We start from the raw sequence: 16,551 nt of genomic DNA, 5'->3' as shown, positions 1-16,551 counted from the left end.
CGGGTGTGGGCGAAGCGCCACGACCTTGATCAAGCGCAGCTTGATGTATTTGTGGTTCCAATGGCCTGCGGCCAGCGCATGTGCAGACACTGCCGTGACACGCTGCAAGTCCGTCCATGGAAGCTCGGCCATGACGTCCATGTCATGGACGGTCACGGCCGCATCTACACTGGGTTATAAAAGCGCAATCATCCGGCTTATGAGTTTTCAATTTAAGAATGTAAAAGTCACCGCTCCGCAAAACCAACAGAAAACACCCATTCCCCATCGGAGTTGCCGAAGTGCGTAGATAACTCTTAGTTTTAAGATTGCCGTAGAACCATCAAGGTCTTTCCCGTGCATCCATGCACTTCAAGACATTCAGGCATCCTGCCTATCAGATGATGGTTCAGGCTCGGGGGGACATGAATGTCCCATCTGAGCCGTTAGGCGATTTTTATTGGAGCATGAGGATCAACAACTTCGTCGGGGCGGCACGGGACTCTTTATGAAAGAATGGGTCAAGAGGGGATTGCTGTTGATCCCCTTTTGGCCGAGTGTGAGCTGGAAGCTCACGACCTTTATCAAACGAAGTTTGATATCTTAAAGCTCACAGAGCCGTGTGGGCGAAGCGCCACGACCTTGGTCAAGCGCTGCTTGATATTCTCAGCTGTGAAATAGTCGAACTCACATTTATCGTCATTCCAGAGGCACCACTAACTAAACCTAAACCCAATCGAACCAAACTACTTTTGGGCGAATGTCTTCTTCTTGGTAAATTTAGTCGGCTGAGTATTAGCCGGATCATCTGGCCACAGGTGGCGTGGATACCGACCTTTCATCTCTTTCTTAACGTGATCATAAGGACCTTGCCAAAAACTGGCGAGATCGGCAGTCAAGGCCAAAGGTCGCCTAGCGGGCGACAACAACTCCATAGTGACCACTAACTTTCCCTGCGCCAGTTTAGGGCTTTCCTGCATGCCTAAGGCCTCTTGCAGTCTAACGCTTAAGCGTCCACGCCCATCGGCATCATATTCAATCTTGGCATGGGTGCCTGTTGCCATAAGCCACTTGGTCGGCAATAAAGTCTCAAGGTGCTTTTGAGTAGCCCACGGCATTTGGTTTAGCAGTAGCGTGTAGCAATCGACTTGCTGCAATTGCGTCAAATTGCGCACATCATCTAAATAGGGTTTAAGCCAGTCATCTAACTGAGCGATTAACGTATCATCATCAAGTAATGGCCACTGGTGCGACGTATCCAAATTGGCGGCGATAGCCACTCGATAGCGTAACTGCTCAATACGCTCATCAAACTTAAGCAACCCAAGACCGTTAAGGCTGATTTGTTCCACAATGGCATTTTTAATAAGCCGCTTGTCGAGATTCTTTATCGGCGCTTTACTCAGTAAAATTTGTCCCACTTTTCGCTGTGTTTCAGCAAAGAAGCGGCCTTTACTGTCATCCCAACCACAATATTCTATGGTTTCAACTAAACCGGACAATTGATCAGCCAATAATTGTTCATTCAACGCGCAAGCGAGATAAACTTTACCGTGGCTGCGGCCCTCAGTTTCTTGAAAGTCTGCAATCACTAACCAAGCTTGCCCAGAGAGTGCATCATCGGCGGCCAGTTCAACACCTGAACCGCTTGCAAGTTGGTAACCGCTCACTCCGCGCTGCTTAGCGACTCTGTCTGGATAAGCAAACGCCAACAACAGTGCAATATCATCACTCGATGCCTGACGCGCCACAGTGGTAAGTGCGTGAGTTGAACCCGTGTTAAGCCCCAAGGTTTTGAGCCATTGCCGGATCTGTTTTGCTGATTCAGAGGCTAATGCTTCAGCAAAATAATGGCTAATATCACAGCCTTTGCGGCTGCGACCTCTAGACTCTAATGTGCCCGCAATAATGCACGCCAGTATTGCTAAATCATCGTCACGATTTTGCGCTGATAAGCTTTTAGCCTTCAACAACATATGCGCTAAACGCGGCTGGCATCCCAACTCGTAAGCCGCCCTGCCATGAGCGGTGATAACGCGTTTGTTGTCTACCATTTCAAGGGATGTGAGTAACTGCCAACTGATATTCTCATTAGCCTTGGATGGCAGTGTCAGCATGGGGAGTTCTTTTAGGGACTTAACGCCCCAATAGGCGCCATCAAGCACCATCGAGATGAGGTCGGTGTGGACTATCTCGGGCTCATCGGCCTGGATCAGTCGCCCGTGCTCTTCTTGGCTCCAGAGTCGAGTGCTAAAACCTGCCATTAAACGCCCGGCACGGCCACTACGCTGCGCTGCAGAGGCCTGACTTATCCGTTTAAGCGACAGTCTTGTGCCCCCCGTTCTAGGGTTAAAACTGGCTTGTCGTTTATAACCAGAATCGACCACTTGCGTTATGCCTTCAATGGTCAAACTCGATTCGGCAACGTTGGTGGCCAGTACCACTTTTCGTATTCCAGTGGCTGGCGGTGCAATCGCCTGATCTTGCGCCTTGGCAGGCAAGCTGCCATATAAAGGACAGATGCTAAATTTAACGGGGTCCAAACGAGACGCGAGCAGGTTTTGTAATCTTCTGATCTCACCTTGCCCGGGTAAAAATGCCAGTAAAGAACCTGTCGTTTGCGACGCTAACGCCTCAAGAATCACTTTTGCCATATGATCTAGCCATAAAGATTGTACTGGCGCGGCACGATAGCTTTGCAAGACCGGAAAACTGCGGCCTTCACTGCTCAGCGTGGCAGCATCAGGCATGAGTTTCGCAAGTGGTAACCCCGACAAGGTTGCTGACATCGCCAGTATTTTTAAATCTTCGCGAAAACTCGACTGGATCTCCAATGCCAGCGCCAAGCCGAGATCGGTGGTGAGATGGCGTTCGTGGATCTCATCGAAAATAACCAGTGCGATCCCAGTGAGTTCAGGGTCACGCTGGATCATGCGAGTGAGTACGCCTTCGGTGACAATTTCTAAGCGAGTATCACGGCTGACCTTTGATTCACCTCGCACCCGATAACCCACTTCGCTGCCGAGCACGCAACCCCGCTTGGAGGCAATAAACTGGGCGACATTACGCGCCGCGACTCTGCGCGGCTCTAGCATTAAAATCTTGCCGTCAATTTCATCCCAATCCAGCATTGCCAGTGGTAATGCTGTTGATTTTCCCGCACCTGTCGGCGCCTCAAGTATAATTTGATTACACTGATTAAAGGCGGCTCGGATCGGCTGTAGTAACGTTTGAATGGGTAATGAAGTCACAGGGTTCTTTTCGTTATGCGGCTCAATATGACACTTTAAATCATGGCATATTGAAGTAATAATTATTCCGCAGTGTACGCTAAAAGCCTCTGCAGGCTAAACTACCCATAGATCTTTTCTCTCAACAAAACACAGCGGATCTAAACAATGACAGATAAAAGAGTATTTTTAGGCTTCTCATTGACGCCGCAGCAAGCTCTACATATTGAGGCGATACAGCAGCAACTGCCGATAAGCGTTAGGCAAGTACCTCATGACAACTTGCACATGACGCTGGCTTTTTTAGGCCAAGCCAACAATGAAACCATTGATGCACTGATCGTAAGTGTTGATGCCCTCAACAAACCTCGTTTTAAGGTCACCCTAGATCTTATAGAGCATTGGCAGAAACCCAAAATACTTTGCCTTAAAGGCGTAGCATTAGATCCCACATTAATAGCGCTCGCCAATGCCGGACAATTGATTGCTCAGCAGCTCAATCTTCATCAGAGTGAACACCACTATAATCCGCATATAACACTGGCTAGAAAAGCGAAAGCCACGGTCAATGATGTTACGTTTCAACCGATATTATTACAGCCAACGGCACTGCACCTTTTTGAATCGTTTGCGGGTACAAATGGCGTTGAATATCCGATACTGCATTCTTGGTCACTGAGCGATATCCATTCCATTAAATAGTTACTCATTCAGCGGGAACAAGTATTAATCTTTCTCGCCTTCGTAAAGTAAGCTAATCTATGCCGCATCAGCGCCAATAGGGTTAAATCATGACAACATCGCAAATTACTAAAGTGCAACTTACCGATCTTTTATCATCTTGGAAACTCGGGAAAATTTCAGCCGAAGAGCTGCAAAATTGGATGGTGACTCATTACGATCCACCAGAAGTGGTTATTGGCAAAGGTGAGCCAGAATGGACCCAAGAAGCGATGAATATCGTGATGAATGAATATGAAATTGCAAAAACGGACAAATTTCGCTTAGACAATGCCCAGCATGCTATTGATTTTGTTAATTGCAGCGAAGCCAGCTTCAATCAAACTAAGCATCTATTTATCCACGATGGTTTTCTCGATTAAGCATTAGGGCTGTTGATCTTTCACGGTTGTTTTTGCCGCCGTTTATTGGCTATTTTGACAAGGCGGAGGCTATGTCGTTTAGTCATTCTCCACAAATAGCCTACAACACCGTAAAAATAGCCAAGAAGCGCGGCCCTTAGGGTTCGTTTCAATGCTTTTAGTCTTTTATGACTAGAATGCGTTACGCGCTTTTTGCTTAGCTAGCTAAGCGAAAAGCTCAAGCCTGGTACTAAAATCATTATTCTTTACGGGAAATAGTCGAACAAAAACTAAGCCCTAAAGATTAACACCCCCTAAATTGAGAGTTAATGCGGTACTGAATGAGTGACATATACCAATTGCATTAAGTATTTGACCAATTCAGAGCGCCTCAGACTTTTCAATTCAAGGCGCATTGGTGAAGAAATGGTTATTCCCTTTTAAGCCAATGCAAAGCAGAAGTGGAAAGTCTGAGTCGCTCACGTAGTGCGGCTGACGTTTAAAGCAAATAGCAAAGCCCTTTAAGCTTCGTTGTGGGCTTTTGATATAGAATAACTATTAGCTTCAACCCCCCATCTTGCCTACAGGGCTTTGAATTCCCGCTGAATGGTCAAACTTTTAATGCAATTGGTATTAGACAAGTACTGAGCATTAAATTTTCGCAAAAAAATGCCACCTATGAGTAGGTGGCTAATCGAAGAACTGTACAAATTTTTCATTTAATGGTCAGTAACTTTTAAGACCATAGAAGGGTATTAGGAAGTATTAGCGCTAAGTCGTAATGACTTGTTAAACATATAGATATCATAGAGATCTCAATTTACCCATTGAGAAACTCTGAATTAGTTTGAAATATTATGAATTGAAATTAAATAGATTTAAATCAATAGCTTAATTTTTAAACTATTTTGAGCATTGGCTGGTATTAATAGGTTTTGTTTCGATAGGTTTTTAATTATTACAGAGGCTAAATGACTAAATGCTTTACTTTTTCTTTAGATAATTAGCTTTAATGAACCATCTGCTTCTTTTAAAAATGCGCCAATATCAACTCATACAAGGCATCGCTATCAATAACAACGGCTTGGCCACCACTCTGAGCAATGGCATCAATCACACCGGGTGATTCCACATAGGTGTACAGATAAAAGTCAGTATCATATCCAGCGGCACGAATGGCTTGCAGCAGCTTAAGCCCCGCGAGTGAATCACCATGCCGTCCCATATCTGAAATCACCACTTGGTAGTGATACATAGATAACAGCATGAGCGCTTCTTCTGAGGTGACAGTGTTATAAACACCAATATTTTTCTGTTCTAAATAGGCTTTTTCAGCCAAGTTATTCTCAGGGTGATCGTCAACCCAAAGTACTCGGCCTAGGGCTTTTGTTGGCTCACTATAATTGGGATTTTTCGTTTGTGTCATTGCTGAATCACTATTGGCTCCGCCTAACAAAAACTGGAAGATCAATGCAAGTACCAGCAATAATGCAATCAATACTTTAGCAAAAATTTCCCACCATGAAATAGGCGCAATTTTTTTACGTCGCTCAATAAAGGGGGCCGAAGTGGAGGGTGTCTTTGGTGCTGTTTGAGGGCTAGCAGCAAGACCATCAGCAGTTGAAGCTTCAGTCTGTAGTGAGAGCTGCTTTCCGAGTACATGTTCGAGCCGATAACCTCTACCATGGACAGTCTGGATCAAGGGTTCTGAATAACCTGCTTTACTAAAAATCTTACGTGTATCAGAAACCAGTTTAGACAATGACATGTCCGACACCACTGTGCCTACCCATATTTTATCTAAGCAATTTTGTTTTGAGCAATATTCTGGATAACTATCCGCGAGCAACTGAATAAGCATAATATTACGCTCATCAATGGCATAAACAGTGCCATTAATTAACAGTTCGGCTGATTCACGATCGATAGAAAATGCACTAAAACTAAGCTTCATGGACGGCAAACCAACACTTAAGTAAAAAACCAGTAGTTAACAATAATGCAACATGAGTGCGGTTTTAGCAAAGACTGTTTTCAGAGATACTCACATAAAAGCGCGGCTAATTGCATCCTGGTCATTTCTGCAAGGTAAGTATTAACGCTAAAAGTTAGCTATAAAAAAGCCACCTATAAATAAGGTGGCTTCATAATAGAGGCATTACTGGATATAGCCTGCGCTATAGTAAAGATGCACTTCTACTACTTTAATACGCTGATACTAGTCTTCCAATAATCCCGCAATCGTCAGTACGCCATGAGTCGTCGCACCTGCAGACCATAACGCATCACCTGAGTCTGAGAATGCCGACGCTAGATCAATGTGCAACCAATTAGCATCAGGGGCAACAAAGCGCCATAGGAAACCCGCTGCATTTGAAGCACCACCGGCACCACCACCCTTCATCGCTCGGCTGTTAGCAGTATCAGCATAAGGGCTTGGACAGCTGTCCATATGCCAAGGATCAAGTGGCAAAGGCCAAACTCGCTCGCCAGCGGCAATGGCTTTTTGTTGTGCTAACGCCAAGATTTCAGCTTTAGGAGAGAAAATAGCATTGTAATTAGTGCCAACCGCCATAACGGCAGCGCCAGTTAGAGTGGCAGCATCGATAATTAATGACGCGCCGGTTTCTGATGCAGCTTGCAGGCCATCAGCCAGCACTAAACGACCTTCAGCGTCAGTATTAACCACTTCAACCGTTACGCCATTTTTGTAGGTTAAAATGTCGCCCAGCTTATAAGCATGGCCACTGATTAAGTTCTCAGCACAGCATAGAAAGAGCTTAACGCGTTTGTTAAGGCCTGACTTAATCGCTAAACCAAGTGCGGCGGTTACGGTGGCTGCACCGCCCATATCGCATTTCATGCCGAGCATACCTTCTGAACCTTTAATGCTGTAACCACCAGAGTCGAAAGTGATGCCTTTACCCACGAGTGCCACAGCAACATCGGCATCGGCTGCCAATGGGTTGAAATCAACTTCGAGCAATGCAGGTGGACGTTCACTACCACGGCCTACCGCGTGAATACCTATCCACTGGTGTTCTAATAATGCTTCACCTTCAATAATGCGGTAGCTAATGTTGTCGCCGCCAATATCACTCAACCATTTTGCCGCTTCAGTGGCTAACACCATTGGTGACAAATTTTCCGGCGTTTCGTTAATCAATTTACGGGCAAAGTTGGCACTCTCTAAACGGTTGGCGAGTAAGGTTTTTGCCGAATCGTCACCGGTCCACTGTATTTGTGGCTGCTTTTTAGCGGTAGCAAAGCCTTGAGCAAAGGCCCATTGCGCATCAACAGTCCATAAGTTGCCTTCTAGTGCAACGGCACTAACGCCTTGTCCTTGAAGCTTACGGGCTGCTTGTTGTACTTGACGCTGAATATCCCCCGTTTTGATATGGATTGAAGCCACATCGTTTTGAAAAGTAACATTGGCTTTTCCCCAGTGAGCAGCTGGTGCTTCTTGGGTGAGGGCAACTTTCATTAAATTCGTCATTTTAGGTCCTTAAAATGTGAATCGATCAGCAAGGGTGCTCCCGACTCGTTTATGATACCAATCCTATTAAACATCTAGTCAATTCAGAGCCACTCAAGCTTTTCAATTCAAGGCACATTGATGAAGAAATGGTTATTCCCTTTTAATTCAATGTAAGGTAGAAGTGGAATGCCTGAGTGGCTCACGTAGTGCGGGTTTCAAAGCCCTGTATGCTACGTTAGATGCTCTCGGTATAGAATAACTATTAACTTCAATCATCCGCCTGGCTTACAGAGCTTTGAATTCCCGCTGAATGCTCATATGTTTGATGAGATTGGTATTATTTTTATCTGAGTTTACTGGATCGCCAGCGATATCTAAAGCCGGGTATTAAATAGCTAAGCCATTTTGATAATACTAGGGGCTGTTGATCTTTCACGGTTGTTTTTGCCGCTGTTTATTGGCTATTTTGACAAGGCGGAGGCTATGTCGTTTAGTCATTCTCCACAAATAGCCTACAACACCGTAAAAATAGCCAAGAAGCGCGGCCCTCGGGTTCGTTTCAATATTTCTATTACTGCGTTACGAGCTTTTCGCTTAGCCAGCTAAGCATCATCGCTCAAGCCTTGTACTAAAACCATTGAATTCGAACAAAAACTAAGCTCGAAAGATCAACAGCCCCTAACAGTCGCTTAGTTATTTATCCTCAACCCGTACAGATGCATTATTCTCCTATCCCCCCGAAAAACTCTGTTAACCTAGCGGCAATATAGTGGTCATTAGGTAGCTAAAATGGAGTTTAACCCCGTATTTGATAGTGGGATCCTCATTCAACGATATAAACGTTTTCTAACCGATATCACCCTCGAAGATGGCAGCGAAGTGACTATCCACTGCCCTAATACTGGTTCGATGCGCAATTGCTTATTCCCCGAGAGCAAGGTGTGGTTTTCAATTTCTGATAACCCAAAACGAAAATACAGCCGCACTTGGGAGCTCGCTGAAACGCCCAGTGGCGATATGATAGGTATCAATACTGGCCGTGCAAATGCCTTAGCCGAGGAAGCTATTAATGCCGGCGTAATAACAGAACTAGCCGGTTATGCGTCATTACGCCGCGAAGTAAAGTATGGCAGTGAGAACAGCCGAATAGACATCTTATTAGAAGGTAACAACAAAGCCAGTTGCTATGTAGAGGTTAAAAGTTGCACCTTACTTGAGCATGGGCAAGGATACTTTCCGGATTCAGTGACCACTCGTGGCCAAAAGCATTTACGCGAACTGATGGAAATGGTGACCTTGGGTCATAGAGCAGTATTATTGTTCGTTGTGCAGCATACAGGAATAGATTCCGTTAAAGCTGCGGCGCACATTGATCCTGCTTATGCTGCATTACTCGATGAAGCATATTCAGCTGGAGTAGAGGTATTGGCTTATAGTGCCGAACTGTCGCCCTCAGCGTCCCGTTTGGTTAAATCCTGTCCGGTTAAGCTCTAATTCAGAATATACAGTTGAAATTGTTCTTAATAGCAGACATAGTCAAAGAATCGAGTGCAGATAATATAAATTATTTGCCTATCTCGAGGGTTTCTGGTATAGATAGCGCCCGTTATTATACAGACGCCCTACAACGCAAATGATTAACAGGAGATGCGTTATGCCAGAAGGCACTAAAAAACTCGGCGTGCTCGCTATCGCAGGTGTATTACCTTACCAAGAAAAGCCCGGTGAGGAGTACATGAACGAGGACCAGTTGGGTCACTTTAAGACGATTCTTGAAGCTTGGCGTAACCAATTGCGTGAAGAAGTTGACCGCACTCTTAACCATATGCAAGACGAAGCGGCTAACTTTCCAGATCCTGTCGATCGTGCAGCTCAGGAAGAAGAGTTTAGTTTAGAATTACGTGCTCGTGATAGAGAACGTAAACTAATCAAAAAGATTGAAAAGACGCTACAGATAATCGAAGAAGATGATTTCGGTTTCTGTAACTCTTGCGGTATCGAAATCGGTATCCGTCGATTAGAAGCTCGTCCAACAGCCGATCAATGTATCGACTGTAAGACGCTTGCTGAAATCAAAGAAAAGCAGATGGCGGGATAATCGCTATCTTAAGGTGCGGAGCGTTATGCTCCGCTCTTTTGTTTCTAAATGCCTCTAATGGTTAACTCAACAGCTTATATCGGTCGCTTTGCGCCGTCCCCTTCTGGTCCACTTCATTTTGGTTCATTGATTGCTGCCCTCGGCAGTTTTTTGCGTGCCCGTTCCATGAATGGCCAATGGCTGGTGCGTATCGAGGATATCGATCCACCACGAGAGATTGCCGGTGCTAGTCATCAAATTCTTAACACATTAGAAGCATACGGCCTGCACTGGGACAACTCAGTCGTCTATCAAAGCCAACGCCTTGAGATTTATCAGCAACAGATCACCCAATGGCTGGCGACAGACAACGCATATTATTGTCAATGTAGCCGCAAACAGATAAAAGCCATGGGGGGCAGTTATGATGGCCGTTGCGGAAGACTTGCGCAGCCGCATAAAGTGGGCGCTATCCGTATTCGCAACCACTATGGCGTGGCACAATTTTTAGATCAGATAAAAGGTGTGGTTAAAGTCGATAGTCAATTTGCTGCTGAAGATTTCATTATTAAACGCAGTGACGGCCTCTACGCCTACCAGTTAGCTGTGGTGCTTGACGATATTCACCAACAGATCACCGAGGTGGTGAGAGGCTCAGATCTGCTCGAGCCCACTTGCCGTCAAGAAAGTCTGTTTAAACTGTTAAAGCATCCAAGTCCAAATTGGCTTCATCTGCCGTTAGCATGTGCAGAAAAAGGCCGAAAGTTATCCAAACAAAATCATGCGGCAGCAATTGATGTTGCAAAGCCGCAAGCCAGTATTAATGCGGCATTGCGCTTTTTGGGCCAAACAGAAGTGACCCCAGAAAGACAAGCCAGCAAGATGCTAGAACAGGCTATCAGTCAGTTTGATTTAAGTAAGGTACCAAGGCAATCTGAAATACTCCTTGTTACGTAAACTGAATCGTATACTCATTGAGCTTTAATTGGGTTATCATAGCCCACTTGTTTTTACCTTAGTAAATATCCAAATCAGAGGTGTCCCATTTTTCGCCGTATTAGCCAATTCTGTAAGCAGTTATTTGATGATAGTTCAAAAGCTGAAGAAAATACTCAGGTCGGTCTGAGTTTAGAAGTTGTGCCTAGAAAAGCGCACTCAATTTCTCGTAGACAGATCAGCGACAATGCGATCAAAGTACTCTACAGACTTCATAAGTCAGGCTTTAAAGCTTACTTGGTCGGTGGCGGAGTACGCGACATTCTATTGGATATGCAACCTAAGGATTTTGATGTGGTAACCAATGCCACGCCAGAAGAAATTAAGCGATTATTCCGTAACTGTCGCCTCGTGGGTAGACGCTTCCGTCTGGCGCACATTGTGTTTGGTCGTGATGTTATCGAAGTCGCTACACTGCGTGGACATCACGTTGATAGCGAAGAGAAGATCTCTAAGACCAATGAATCGGGTCGACTATTGCGTGACAATGTTTACGGCACTATCGACGAAGATGCTGAACGTCGTGATTTTACCGTCAATGCGCTCTACTACGATATTAGCGATTTCTCTATCCATAGCTACGGCGGTGGATTACAAGATTTAGAATCACGCACAATCCGTCTTATTGGCGACCCTGATACTCGCTATCGCGAAGATCCGGTACGTATGCTTCGCGCTGTGCGCTTTGCCACCAAGCTCGATATGACGATTGAATCTGCAGCAGCAGATCCAATAAAAGACTTAGCGCCTTTGCTAAAAGATATCCCTGCGGCGCGTATGTACGAAGAAGTGTTAAAGTTATTCTTCGCAGGAAAAGCAGCCCAGAACTACAACATGATGCGAGATTTCGGTTTATTTGCGCCGCTATTCCCGTTAGTAGACGCACTACTGGATGAAGCGCCTCATGGGCCCGTCGCCAAATTATTGCAAGAGATGATGGAAAATACTGACTTGCGTATTGAGCAAGAAAAACCAGTCACTCCTGCTTTCTTCTATGCAGCGCTGCTCTGGTATCCGTTAACCCAACGTGCCGACGATATTGCACTCGAAAGTGGCCTAAGCCTCTACGATGCCTATACCGCTGCCATGGGCGATATAATGGAGCAACAATGTCGCACCATTAGTATCCCACGTCGCTTTAGCACAGTGACTAAAGATATATGGCAACTACAGCTACGTTTTGAGCGTAACAAAGGCACCAAAGCCTTTAAATTTATTGAACATCCTAAATTTAGAGCAGCTTATGATTTACTCTTATTACGGGGTGAAGCCGAAGGTGGTTCCGTTGCCAAGAATGCGGCATGGTGGAAGAGCTTTGTCGAAGGTACTGAAGATCAGCGTAATGTTATTGCTAAGTCGAGCAATAAAGGCGGCCGTAATCGTACTTCTCAACGTCGTCGTTCTAAGCCTTCAGACCAAGCAGCAGCTAAACCTACAGAGTAATGATTCAGGTCTATGTTGCACTGGGGGCTAACTTAAGCCAGCCCATCGAACAACTCAACAATGCTTGCCAAGCATTGTTGAGCATTGCCGAAGACAATTCATTTAGCATCTCTCCTTACTATCGCTCAGTGCCTATGGGCGACGTTGAGCAACCCGATTACGTTAATGCGGTTGCTGGCTTTAAAACAGGTCTCGCCCCCATTGATCTGTTAGATGCATTACAACAAATTGAAAATGAACAAGGCCGACTCAGAACACTGCGCTGGGGGCCTAGGACCTTGGATTTAGATCTACTGCTATACGGTAATGAGCACATCAATCTACCTCGACTAACCGTTCCCCATTATGGAATGAAACAACGTAGCTTTGTATTAGTGCCATTATTTGATTTGACTCCAACACTCATATTGCCAGACAAAACGCCGCTGGGCAGTTTGATCACCGATTGTTTAACCGCAGAACTGCAGCTGGCCCAGTAATAGCCATGCCATCAAATGCTTCGAACCCACACTCGATGAGCATACCTGCACTGCCGCTGTTGATGACCTCAACAGGGAACACCATCTCTGAATTAAAACGCTGAAAACGCTAAAAGCGTTCACTGACTTAATAGAACAAATGCAAAACCTATCCCTATAAGTCATTTTTAAGTTAATTTTTTGATAGAATACCCACGTTAGTACAGAAGTTTGATTCCGAGATCATTGAAGTTCAGCCCAACTTGGCATATAACAACTCAACAAATTAGGTTTTAAAATTACCACTATGTCCAAAATTACGAGTTCCACACTGAGAACCTTCAAGACCGAAGGCAAAAAATTCACTGCATTAACGGCTTATGACGCCAGTTTTGCGAACGCATTCGATAGCGAAGGTGTTGACGTACTATTAGTCGGTGATTCAATGGGCATGGTACTTCAAGGACATAACGACACACTCCCGGTGACGGTTGACGATATTGCCTACCATACTCGCTGTGTTCGTCGTGGCGTTGAACGTGCTTTGCTTATTGCCGATATGCCCTTTATGAGTTACGCGACACCTGAACAGACCATGATTAACGCGACCACGCTGATGCAAGCTGGCGCCAATATGGTAAAAGTTGAAGGTGGCCACTGGCTACTCGAAAGTGTCAAGATGCTAACCGAACGCGGCATTCCTGTGTGTGGCCATTTGGGCTTAACACCGCAATCTGTCCATGTATTTGGTGGCTTTAAAATTCAAGGTCGTGATGCCGATAATGCGCAGCGTATTCTTGATGAAGCCAAAGCGCTTGAAGCGGCAGGGGCACAACTCCTCGTTGTTGAGTGTATTCCCGCACCGTTAGCTAAAGCTATTACTGACGCATTAACTATCCCCGTTATCGGCATAGGTGCAGGCGCAGATACTGATGGTCAAATTTTAGTTATGCATGATGTTTTAGGTATTTCAAGTGGTTACATTCCACGCTTTTCGAAAAACTATCTCAAGCAAACGGGCGAGATCCGCAGCGCTGTTCGTGCTTATATTGACGAAGTCACACAAGGTGTTTTTCCAGCTGAAGAACATACTTTTAGCTAAGTGGTTCGGCTATCAGCTTATTTCAGTATTCATATTAGTCAGTGTTAGAGCACGAGTATCATGATCACCACAGAATCGATTAACGTTATTCGCGAGCAAGTCCGCGCATGGCGTATCAAAGGCGAAACCGTTGCCTTTGTCCCGACAATGGGCAACTTGCACCTTGGGCATATTACCTTAGTTAAAGAAGCGAGATCTCGCGCAGATCATGTGATCGCTTCTATCTTTGTCAATCCAATGCAATTTGGCCAAAATGAAGATTTAGACGCGTATCCAAAAACCTTAATAGATGATCAACAGGCCTTGATTGCAGCGGGTGCAGAACTGCTGTTCACGCCAACGCCAGCCATTATCTACCCTAAGGGAATGGACGTTCAAACTTTTGTTGAAGTCCCGTTAATCTCTGATCAATTGTGCGGTGAAAGTCGCCCTGGTCACTTTCGCGGTGTAGCAACCATTGTGTGTAAACTGTTTAATATCGTTCAACCCGATATTGCTGTTTTTGGGCAAAAAGACTTTCAGCAATTACTCGTGATAAAGACCATGGTCGAAGACCTGTCTATGCCGATTGAGATTGTAGGCGTAGAAACCATACGCGAAGCCTCAGGTCTTGCGATGAGCTCGCGTAACGGCTATTTAACGTCAGCACAAAAGCAGCAAGCGGCGGTGCTCAAGCAAACCTTAGACAAGATGGCGAATGAGCTTTGCTCAGGCAAGCAGATTAATGAGGTTATAAAAGCCGCGCAGCAAGTTATTGCCTCTGCAGGCTTTAGAAACGACTACCTCGATATTCGTCATGCTAAATCCTTCAACAAAGCGCTGAGTAGCGACAATGAATTGGTTATTTTGGTCGCCGCTTATATGGGCGACACACGTTTAATTGATAACCTCGTCGTTAGACTTAACTAGCGGCGAGCTGTAGCTGGCTCAACCCTTCTTTTTGAGCCAGTTAAACCACCGAACATAAGAAAACTTATTCCTGTCAATCCGTTCAAGCATGACTAGCGTTGTCTTTAGTACGTCAATATTTTGAACATTAGCCCCAAAAACCACTTTAGCTACCTGTAGCGCCCTTCATGCCACACATTGTTCCACATTAATCTAGCGTCAAAAAACTGGTGTTATTGCCTGAGTTAAGCCATAGTATGTTCGTCACATAATACACACCAATGCACAACATGTGTTGTAAGCAAAGTACGGAAAACACACGCTTATTGTGATTAACGATAAATAATAACGCTTGAGTCGAAAAAGGATGTTTAGCCCAATGGCGAAAGTCATATTATCAATACTTTGCTTAATCCTCAGCGGATACGCACAAGCAAACAGTATTTTTAAGTGCATTAAAGATGACAAAATCATCTTTAGCCAGCACTCCTGCCCAAAAGAATTCCGTCAGCATAAAATTGAATATCAGCTTGGCATTACCACTGAAACTGACTCAGACAAGCCCCTCACCACACTCGATCCTCTGCAAGTATTATTGCAGAAAGAAGCGATTTCAAAAGAACGTTTATTGCAGCTATTAGAGAGTGAAATGTATCGCTTGAAGCAAGAGAATAGCTATTTTGAAATATTAAGAGCCAGCGAGTTACAAAAGCTAGAACGTAATCGATATTGGCAAAAAAAGGAAAGCACCGATCCAGAATATGTCGAGTCAATTCAAGAGATGAATTTGCACTTCGATAACCTCATCGTCAGCAATACCGCGACGATTATTCTCTTGGATAATCGCAAAGATCAAATCACCCAAGAAACAACAGAATCACAGTAACGGCTTGGGTATAAACCGATATTGCTTGCAGATAAACGCCACAAAAATAGATATCAACAGCACATTTTGGACAACGCTGGAGTAATATTCTATTAGTCCAGTACCAAACACTCGGTAACACCATGCGCAAACTCAGTTATATCGCCCTATTCATATTTGGACTGTTATTCGGGGCAAGCCTTGCCTACATCACCTTACAAAAGGTTATCGCTAGTCGCGGTGGAATGGGGATGCATGGTTTTGTCGCCACGGCAAATAAAGTGCTTCAACAACGAGAGATTACCGAACTGTTAATCTGCTCAAAGTTGGCGATGAGCGGTGGTCATAAGATTGATAATATAAGTTTAAATATACGCTTAAACTCTCTGCTAAAGCCCTATGATAACGGTCAACAACGCGCCTTTTATGTGTTGGTTTACATTAAAGGTTATGCTTTTGGCGTCGCTGATAGCATCAAAGACAAAATAAAAGCTTATGACGATTACGCCTGCCAAACACAATACCCTTGGCTTCTGAAACAGGAACACTAATGACAATCACATTAGCGCAAGTTAACTGGCCTATTGTACTATTACAACAAAACAGCAGTGAACTGCTACGACTTGAAACGATGCATGACTGGCTAGAACAAACAGACATGCTTGGGGTGTTAACAGGGAGCTTTATTATCGATTATAGCGGTAACAGCTATCTGATTGCCGAGGACAGCCCTATCAAGATCCGCTTGGCTTCTCCGCAACTGACACTAGATGAACTGCGTCAGTCTGTTCAACAATACGCGAGTCTTAACGGTCATTGCTGTACCAGTAAACTAAATCTCAATACCATTGCGCAGTTATTCGAAATCGTCGCTTTTATCGAGCAGAGTTAACGCCTAGTCGTACACAAAAATAAGTCGATAAAAATAAGTCCATAAAAAGCTAACTATATCG

Annotated in this window: 16 protein-coding genes; 13 read left to right on the top strand and 3 right to left on the bottom strand. The window is 44.8% G+C overall.

Annotated elements, in window-relative coordinates; genetic code table 11:
* Window positions 1–725 precede the first annotated feature (725 nt).
* Window positions 726–3,230 (bottom strand): ATP-dependent helicase HrpB, encoded by a 2,505-nt coding sequence (gene hrpB / locus L2729_RS05725; RefSeq protein ID WP_248987391.1) that lies wholly within the window; start codon window positions 3,228–3,230, stop codon window positions 726–728.
* 147 nt (window positions 3,231–3,377) lie between these two features.
* Here hrpB and thpR point away from each other — a divergent pair, with 147 nt between their 5' ends.
* Both thpR and L2729_RS05715 read left to right on the top strand, forming a co-directional pair.
* Window positions 3,378–3,911, top strand: a complete 534-nt coding sequence (gene thpR, locus L2729_RS05720; protein ID WP_248987390.1) for an RNA 2',3'-cyclic phosphodiesterase — start codon at window positions 3,378–3,380, stop codon at window positions 3,909–3,911.
* An 89-nt stretch (window positions 3,912–4,000) separates the two neighbouring features.
* Window positions 4,001–4,312, top strand: coding sequence for a hypothetical protein (locus L2729_RS05715; RefSeq protein ID WP_101092322.1), 312 nt, complete (start codon window positions 4,001–4,003; stop codon window positions 4,310–4,312).
* Window positions 4,313–5,321: 1,009 nt separating this feature from the next.
* Here L2729_RS05715 and L2729_RS05710 read toward each other — a convergent pair.
* Window positions 5,322–6,245, bottom strand: coding sequence for a winged helix-turn-helix domain-containing protein (locus L2729_RS05710; protein WP_248987389.1), 924 nt, complete (start codon window positions 6,243–6,245; stop codon window positions 5,322–5,324).
* 264 nt (window positions 6,246–6,509) lie between these two features.
* The gene (gene pepB / locus L2729_RS05705) at window positions 6,510–7,787 is read right to left on the bottom strand and encodes an aminopeptidase PepB (RefSeq protein WP_248987388.1); all 1,278 of its coding nucleotides are present in this window, start codon (window positions 7,785–7,787) and stop codon (window positions 6,510–6,512) included.
* A gap of 465 nt (window positions 7,788–8,252) precedes the next feature.
* Between pepB and L2729_RS21635 the strand changes: the two genes are divergently transcribed.
* The 11 genes from L2729_RS21635 (at window position 8,253) to L2729_RS05655 (ending at window position 16,490) form a co-directional block, all read left to right on the top strand.
* A complete protein-coding gene (locus L2729_RS21635) occupies window positions 8,253–8,375 on the top strand; it encodes a hypothetical protein (RefSeq protein ID WP_283104146.1) in 123 nt (40 codons plus the stop codon).
* 183 nt (window positions 8,376–8,558) lie between these two features.
* Complete coding sequence (sfsA, locus tag L2729_RS05700) at window positions 8,559–9,263, top strand: DNA/RNA nuclease SfsA (protein ID WP_248987387.1); 705 nt, start codon at window positions 8,559–8,561, stop codon at window positions 9,261–9,263.
* Between the two features lie 160 nt (window positions 9,264–9,423).
* Window positions 9,424–9,867, top strand: coding sequence for an RNA polymerase-binding protein DksA (gene dksA, locus L2729_RS05695; protein ID WP_101092326.1), 444 nt, complete (start codon window positions 9,424–9,426; stop codon window positions 9,865–9,867).
* 57 nt (window positions 9,868–9,924) lie between these two features.
* Window positions 9,925–10,803: a tRNA glutamyl-Q(34) synthetase GluQRS gene (gene gluQRS, locus L2729_RS05690; protein ID WP_248987386.1), complete on the top strand. Its 879-nt coding sequence runs from the start codon at window positions 9,925–9,927 to the stop codon at window positions 10,801–10,803.
* A gap of 180 nt (window positions 10,804–10,983) precedes the next feature.
* A complete protein-coding gene (gene pcnB, locus L2729_RS05685) occupies window positions 10,984–12,285 on the top strand; it encodes a polynucleotide adenylyltransferase PcnB (RefSeq protein WP_248987385.1) in 1,302 nt (433 codons plus the stop codon).
* The gene (gene folK / locus L2729_RS05680; RefSeq protein ID WP_248987384.1) at window positions 12,285–12,764 is read left to right on the top strand and encodes a 2-amino-4-hydroxy-6-hydroxymethyldihydropteridine diphosphokinase; all 480 of its coding nucleotides are present in this window, start codon (window positions 12,285–12,287) and stop codon (window positions 12,762–12,764) included. The genes pcnB and folK overlap by 1 nt, the downstream gene beginning before the upstream one ends.
* A 286-nt stretch (window positions 12,765–13,050) precedes the next feature.
* A complete protein-coding gene (panB, locus tag L2729_RS05675; protein ID WP_248987383.1) occupies window positions 13,051–13,845 on the top strand; it encodes a 3-methyl-2-oxobutanoate hydroxymethyltransferase in 795 nt (264 codons plus the stop codon).
* 60 nt (window positions 13,846–13,905) lie between these two features.
* A complete protein-coding gene (gene panC, locus L2729_RS05670; RefSeq protein WP_248987382.1) occupies window positions 13,906–14,754 on the top strand; it encodes a pantoate--beta-alanine ligase in 849 nt (282 codons plus the stop codon).
* A gap of 358 nt (window positions 14,755–15,112) precedes the next feature.
* Window positions 15,113–15,619, top strand: a complete 507-nt coding sequence (locus L2729_RS05665; protein ID WP_248987381.1) for a DUF4124 domain-containing protein — start codon at window positions 15,113–15,115, stop codon at window positions 15,617–15,619.
* Window positions 15,620–15,741: 122 nt separating this feature from the next.
* Window positions 15,742–16,149: a hypothetical protein gene (locus L2729_RS05660; protein ID WP_248987380.1), complete on the top strand. Its 408-nt coding sequence runs from the start codon at window positions 15,742–15,744 to the stop codon at window positions 16,147–16,149.
* Window positions 16,149–16,490, top strand: a complete 342-nt coding sequence (locus L2729_RS05655) for a DUF4144 domain-containing protein (RefSeq protein ID WP_248987379.1) — start codon at window positions 16,149–16,151, stop codon at window positions 16,488–16,490. Before L2729_RS05660 ends, L2729_RS05655 begins: the two co-directional genes overlap by 1 nt.
* Window positions 16,491–16,551: the final 61 nt, after the last annotated feature.

It is taken from the genome of Shewanella gelidimarina (genome assembly GCF_023283945.1).
Taxonomy (GTDB): Bacteria; Pseudomonadota; Gammaproteobacteria; order Enterobacterales; family Shewanellaceae; genus Shewanella; species Shewanella gelidimarina.
The sequence above is the reverse complement of the archived record's forward strand: the minus strand, read 5'-3'. Positions and strand labels throughout refer to the sequence as shown.

What these genes read in the sequence shown, in the direction of transcription:
- thpR (WP_248987390.1), top strand. Translation starts at nt 3,378, where the DNA reads ATGACAGATAAAAGAGTATTTTTAGGCTTCTCATTGACGCCGCAGCAA.
- L2729_RS05715 (WP_101092322.1), top strand. Translation starts at nt 4,001, where the DNA reads ATGACAACATCGCAAATTACTAAAGTGCAACTTACCGATCTTTTATCA.
- L2729_RS05710 (WP_248987389.1), bottom strand. Translation starts at nt 6,245, where the DNA reads ATGAAGCTTAGTTTTAGTGCATTTTCTATCGATCGTGAATCAGCCGAA.
- pepB (WP_248987388.1), bottom strand. Translation starts at nt 7,787, where the DNA reads ATGACGAATTTAATGAAAGTTGCCCTCACCCAAGAAGCACCAGCTGCT.
- L2729_RS21635 (WP_283104146.1), top strand. Translation starts at nt 8,253, where the DNA reads ATGTCGTTTAGTCATTCTCCACAAATAGCCTACAACACCGTAAAAATA.
- sfsA (WP_248987387.1), top strand. Translation starts at nt 8,559, where the DNA reads ATGGAGTTTAACCCCGTATTTGATAGTGGGATCCTCATTCAACGATAT.
- dksA (WP_101092326.1), top strand. Translation starts at nt 9,424, where the DNA reads ATGCCAGAAGGCACTAAAAAACTCGGCGTGCTCGCTATCGCAGGTGTA.
- gluQRS (WP_248987386.1), top strand. Translation starts at nt 9,925, where the DNA reads ATGGTTAACTCAACAGCTTATATCGGTCGCTTTGCGCCGTCCCCTTCT.
- folK (WP_248987384.1), top strand. Translation starts at nt 12,285, where the DNA reads ATGATTCAGGTCTATGTTGCACTGGGGGCTAACTTAAGCCAGCCCATC.
- panB (WP_248987383.1), top strand. Translation starts at nt 13,051, where the DNA reads ATGTCCAAAATTACGAGTTCCACACTGAGAACCTTCAAGACCGAAGGC.
- panC (WP_248987382.1), top strand. Translation starts at nt 13,906, where the DNA reads ATGATCACCACAGAATCGATTAACGTTATTCGCGAGCAAGTCCGCGCA.
- L2729_RS05665 (WP_248987381.1), top strand. Translation starts at nt 15,113, where the DNA reads ATGGCGAAAGTCATATTATCAATACTTTGCTTAATCCTCAGCGGATAC.
- L2729_RS05660 (WP_248987380.1), top strand. Translation starts at nt 15,742, where the DNA reads ATGCGCAAACTCAGTTATATCGCCCTATTCATATTTGGACTGTTATTC.
- L2729_RS05655 (WP_248987379.1), top strand. Translation starts at nt 16,149, where the DNA reads ATGACAATCACATTAGCGCAAGTTAACTGGCCTATTGTACTATTACAA.